This is a genomic window from Microbacterium sp. ZW T5_45 (assembly GCF_044987415.1).
Classification (GTDB): domain Bacteria; phylum Actinomycetota; class Actinomycetes; order Actinomycetales; family Microbacteriaceae; genus Microbacterium.
In genome coordinates, this window is the sequence record NZ_JBJDRJ010000075.1 from 1 (window position 1) to 4,926 (window position 4,926).

Here is a 4,926-nt window from a genome sequence, read left to right on the forward strand (position 1 = left end):
GTGGGACACGAAGGCCTCCTGTTGTGAGAAGCGGTTCCTAGACAGCTCCACTCCATAACGGGAGGCCTTCACTCATCGACAGATCAACCGCGATTCACGCAACAACGTCCCTGGACATCACAACTAGTCGATCTTGGAGATATGTTCATGTTCACGGCTGCATACGCCGCCCGGTCACGTCAACGTAGACATGACACGGCTGACAGAACCACCACGCTGCACGAGGCTGCATAGGCTCCAGACACTCAGGGCAGTTGGGCGTAGCTAGGCCGAGGTCATCCATCAGCAAGGTGCAAACCTAATCTTGTGCGGGAGGAGCATGAGGATCTCCTTCCGCCCGGCCTGTTCGATGAGCGTGCGAGCCGCCTCCTCGCGGGCGTCTCCGGCCTGGGCCTGCAGTACCGCAGCCAGCGGAGCCCCATGCTCCAGGGCTGCGATCACCTGGTCGACCGCCCGCGAGATGCCGGGAAGCTGAAGCCGTACCGACATCGCCGAGAGGGCATCGGCGAGCGACGACCCCGTGCCGACCGCCAGCACCACCTGGCGCAGTTCCGCGGTGAGTTCGCCCGATCCGATCGCCGCCACTCTGCGCAGCGCGTCGAGGAATCCTTCGCCGGCAGACAGGCACAGGGCGAGGAACTCCAGCGTGGTCGGCAGTTCATCGGCGAGTCGTGTGCGCCGGGCCTTGGCCCGCGCGCTGAGCTGGGCGTCGTACGCCGAGCCCGCCGCAGCGCCGGCGATGAGCGGCACCAGGACGACAGGGAACGTCATCCTCCCCGTGAGTGCGAGCACGATGAGCACGACGGCCCCCACGGCCGCCCCGGCCAGCGACCAGGCGAGCTGCCGGCCACGGAAGGCCGACGGCTCCTGCTGCAGACCGGCCTGCGCCAGACGATGTCGCAGCGCATCGCCGCCACCCAGAACGCGTTCGAACAGCGCTCTGGCGTGTTCCCAGGGCGTTCGGCGTGCCGTCGGCAGCACACCGACCCGAGGGAGCGCCTCGCCCGGCAGCGCGACATCCGGCACCACGTCGCGCACGTAGGGGGCGATACGCACCGCCAGCGGCATGGCTCGCCAGCGCGGCAGCGCCGCGAGGATGCTGAGCACTCCGCCGGCGAAAGTCCCGCCGAGCAGCAGGGCCATCGCGACCGCGGATACGCCGTTCATCCGAACCACCGCCGAGGCTCAGGCAGCCTGCCGATGCGGATCATGATCCGGTAGGCCACCACCGACACCCCGGCACCGGCGCAGATCACGATCACCCCTTCGGGCGTCGCATAGGCCGAGGCCCCCTCGGGGCGCATCACGAGCAGACCGAGGATCACCCATGGCGCGACGGCCCCCAGCACCGCCGCGCCGCGAATCCACGATTGTCGCGCCTCCACTTCGCCCCGAAGAGCCGCGTCGGCTCGCACCGATGATGACAACGCGCGCAGCACTGACGTCAGCTCGGTGCCGCCCACCTGCCTGGCCATCCGCAGCGTCTCGGCGATGCGATCGCCGATGGGATCGGCGAGAGACTCCTTGAGCCGATCGAGACTCGCCTCGAACCGCCCCGTCGCGCGCAGATCGCGGGCGAACACCGCGAACGCCGGTCGGAGCACGCCCGGTGCCGAGTCGGCGAGGCTCGCAACAGCATCCGGCAACGACAGCCCCACGCGGATCGACGCGACCAGCAGGTCGCACACATCGGGCCAGAGCTGTCGACGCACCTTTCGCAACCTGAGCCGACGCGCGCGCAGGAACAGCACCGGCGCCCATGCGCCCGCGAGCGCCGCGAGCACGGCCAGCACCGGAAGCGCGGTCGCCAGCCAGACGACGGATGCCGCGGCGAGCGCCAGAGCGATCATGGAGGTACCGACCATCCAGCCGGGCACGGCACCGAAACCGGCCTCCCCGGCGAGTCGCTGCAGCCGACCACCGCGATCGACGGGCTCTGCGGATCGGTCACGTCTGGGCCACAGCCATGGGGATGCTCCCAGCAACATCCCCGCCGCGAGCAGCACTCCCAGAAGGACGGTCATGCGACGACCCCCGAGGCACGCAGCTCTCCTCGGCGCCAAGTGCGGGTCGGGGTGTCCATTCCCCGTCCGTACACGGTTCTGGTGAGGATGCGCCCGTCGACGATCTCGCCGGTCGGAGCGATCACCTCATGCACCCGCCGCGACCCGTCCTGGTCGCGCACGCAGTGAACGACCAGATCGACCGCAGAGGCGAGTACCGGCGCGATGAACGCACGGTCGATGTTCCGGCCCGCCAGCAGCGGGAGCAGCGTCAGCTTGTCGAGCGCCTCGGCCGCCGAGTTCGCATGCACGGTCGCGGCTCCCGGCACCCCTGTGTTCAGCGCGAGCACGAGATCGAGCGCCTCCGCGTCTCTCACCTCTCCGACGACGAGGCGATCCGGCCGCATCCGCAGCGCCTCCTTCACCAGGCGGCGCAGGGTGATCTCACCATGACCCTCGAGATTCGCCTGCCGACCTTGCAGGGCCACGAGGTCCGGACCGTCGACGGAGAGTTCGAACGTCTCCTCCACGGTGACGATCCGCTGACGATCGGCGCATGACGCGAGCAACGCCCCCAGCATCGTCGTCTTGCCCGCGTGCGTCGCTCCCGACACGATGACGCTGCGTCCCTCCCGCATCGCGCGGCGCAGCGTGACGGCGAGCCCGTTCGAGAGCGATCCCTGGCCGACGAGGGCTTCGAGGGTGCGATGGCCCGCCAAGAACTTCCGGATGTTCACCGCCCAGCCGCCGCGCACCACGTCGGCGATCGCGACGTGCAGACGCGATCCGTCCGGAAGCGAGGCGTCGACGAACGGTTGGCTGATGTCCACGCGTCGCCCGGCGGACTGCAGCATCCGCTCGACGAGGTCTCTCAACTGAACATCCGTCAACGCGAGGTCGATCCGCTGCGAGACCCCGCCGCGGGCGACGTGCACGCGCTCGGGGCCGTTGAGCCAGATCTCCTCGATCTCCGGGTCATCGAGCAGTGGCTGGAGCGGGCCGAAACCGCTGACCGCCGCGAGCACATCGCGCACGCAACCGATCTCGTCGGCGATGAGTGTCTCCCCGCGCGCGAGAGCGGCGTCGTTGAAGCGTCGCACCTCGGCGAGGGCGACCCCGCGCGCCGCATCGGGGTCGACGGCCGGATCGACGCCGTCGGCGCGCAGCCGCAGCCGTACGCGCTCGGCGACGATCACGGACGGCTGGTTCATCGGAGCATCTTCGCAACATTCGCCCCGGCGCCGCCGAAGTTATCCACAGGACCGCGCACCCTATGCTCATCTCGTGACCGCAGACGATTACGCCACCGCCCTGCACGCCGCGCTGGCGACCACCGACACCGAGGTCCGCCGCCGCCTCGTCCTCATCGCGGATGCCGCCGCCGCGGCATCCGTCGACATGATCGTCCTCGACGTGTTCCTCGACGACGACGCCGAGGGGCCGTTCGACGTGTGGGCGAGGTTCGAGGGAGAGTCCGTGTTCGTCACGCAGCAGCGGCTCGGCGAGGACCGTCATCTCGTCGACATCGCATGGACAGAGGACGGTTGGACGCTCGACGTGCCCGCACGGCCGCAGAGCTGGTCACGCGAGGCACTGCTCGATGCGATCATCGACGTCGTCGCGGGGTGGCTGTCGGGGCTCATCCCGTCCGGGGGCGACGGCATCGTGTGGACCCTGGAGACCCCGGACGGCGAGACGGATCCGCGAGAGCTGCCCTCCCCCGAAGCTGCGGGCTGATCCCCAGCATCAGGTCCCGGCGGATCAGTAGACTCGTACCACCGCGCGGGAGTGGTGAAATTGGCAGACACGCAGGATTTAGGTTCCTGTGCCCCAGGGCGTGTGGGTTCAAGTCCCACCTTCCGCACGCGAACGTGATCGGCATCCCATGCCGCATCACCGGCATCCCACCGACGACCATGTCACGACCGACGGGAACTCCCTGTGCTGGAAACCATGATGCACGCGCCGACGGCACTCATTCCGTGGCTCGACCCTGCCACGATCATCGGGAGTGCCGGACCGTGGGCCCTGCTGGTCGTCTGCTTCATCGTGTTCGCCGAAACCGGTCTGCTCGTCGGGTTCCTCCTGCCCGGTGACACGCTTCTCGTGATCTCCGGTCTGCTGTCGCACTCGACGGCGACGCTGCCGCACGGCGTCTTCGGCCTGAACATCTGGTTCGTCTCACTGCTCATCGGGCTCTCGGCATTCATCGGCGGCGAGGTGGGATACCTGATCGGCCACAAGGGCGGTCCCGCGGTGTTCGAGCGCAAGGAATCAGGCCTGTTCAGCCGCAAGAACGTGGAACGGACCAATGCGTTCTTCGAGCGCTTCGGCGGAATCACGGTCATCCTCGCCCGCTTCGTTCCGATTGTGCGCACCTTCGCCCCGGTCGCCGCCGGCGTCGGGCACATGCCCTGGCGCAAGTACTCGCTGTACAACCTCATCGGGGCGATTCTCTGGGGATTCGGACTCACGATGTTCGGGTATCTGATCGGGTTCATCCCCCCTGTCGCAGACTTCGTCGAGAGCTACATCGATCTGATCCTCCTCGCCGCGGTCGGTGGCACGGCGATCGTGACCCTGTTCCACTACTTCCAGGAGCGCCACAAGGCCAAGAAGGCTGCGGCCGAAGGTGAGGACGTCGTGACGGATGCCGAAGAGGCGAAGGATCTCGCCCTGGACCTCGACGGGGACGACGACCGGCGCTGAGCCCGGCGCAGGTCACGCGCTCCGCAGGTTCATGACGACTCGGAATGGCGACGAGTCCGGAAATACCGCTATCTTCTGGATGACGCCCGGTTGCGGGCGCGAACCGGGGGTGGGGAATGTCTGACGAGGCCGATCCGAGCATCCCTGGCGGCGTATCGATTCCGCCCATTCCCCCGCCACCGCCATTCCTTCCCCCCGGGGCGCAGCCCACGAT

General features: G+C 68.2%; 5 protein-coding genes and 1 tRNA gene. 3 read left to right on the top strand and 3 right to left on the bottom strand.

Going from position 1 to position 4,926, the window contains the following annotated elements; genetic code table 11:
* Nucleotides 1–282: 282 nt before the first annotated feature.
* The 3 genes from ACI3KS_RS19465 to ACI3KS_RS19475 are packed head-to-tail and all read right to left on the bottom strand — an operon-like array spanning nucleotide 283 to nucleotide 3,214.
* Complete coding sequence (locus ACI3KS_RS19465) at nucleotides 283–1,167, bottom strand: type II secretion system F family protein (protein ID WP_404920189.1); 885 nt, start codon at nucleotides 1,165–1,167, stop codon at nucleotides 283–285.
* Nucleotides 1,164–2,024, bottom strand: a complete 861-nt coding sequence (locus ACI3KS_RS19470; protein WP_404920190.1) for a type II secretion system F family protein — start codon at nucleotides 2,022–2,024, stop codon at nucleotides 1,164–1,166. The genes ACI3KS_RS19465 and ACI3KS_RS19470 overlap by 4 nt, the downstream gene beginning before the upstream one ends.
* On the bottom strand, nucleotides 2,021–3,214 hold the full coding sequence (locus tag ACI3KS_RS19475; RefSeq protein WP_404920191.1) for a CpaF family protein: 1,194 nt from the start codon (nucleotides 3,212–3,214) through the stop codon (nucleotides 2,021–2,023). The genes ACI3KS_RS19470 and ACI3KS_RS19475 overlap by 4 nt, the downstream gene beginning before the upstream one ends.
* Nucleotides 3,215–3,287: 73 nt before the next feature.
* On the opposite strand from ACI3KS_RS19475, the gene ACI3KS_RS19480 reads away from it, so the two are divergent.
* The 3 genes from ACI3KS_RS19480 (at nucleotide 3,288) to ACI3KS_RS19490 (ending at nucleotide 4,712) form a co-directional block, all read left to right on the top strand.
* Entirely contained in the window at nucleotides 3,288–3,740 is a 453-nt protein-coding gene (locus ACI3KS_RS19480; protein WP_404920192.1) for a DUF6389 family protein, read from the top strand.
* A gap of 45 nt (nucleotides 3,741–3,785) precedes the next feature.
* Nucleotides 3,786–3,867, top strand: a tRNA-Leu gene (locus ACI3KS_RS19485).
* Between the two features lie 92 nt (nucleotides 3,868–3,959).
* Nucleotides 3,960–4,712 carry a DedA family protein gene (locus tag ACI3KS_RS19490; RefSeq protein WP_404920193.1) on the top strand — a complete coding sequence of 251 codons (753 nt, stop codon included), beginning with the start codon at nucleotides 3,960–3,962 and terminating at the stop codon, nucleotides 4,710–4,712.
* Nucleotides 4,713–4,926 lie beyond the last annotated feature (214 nt).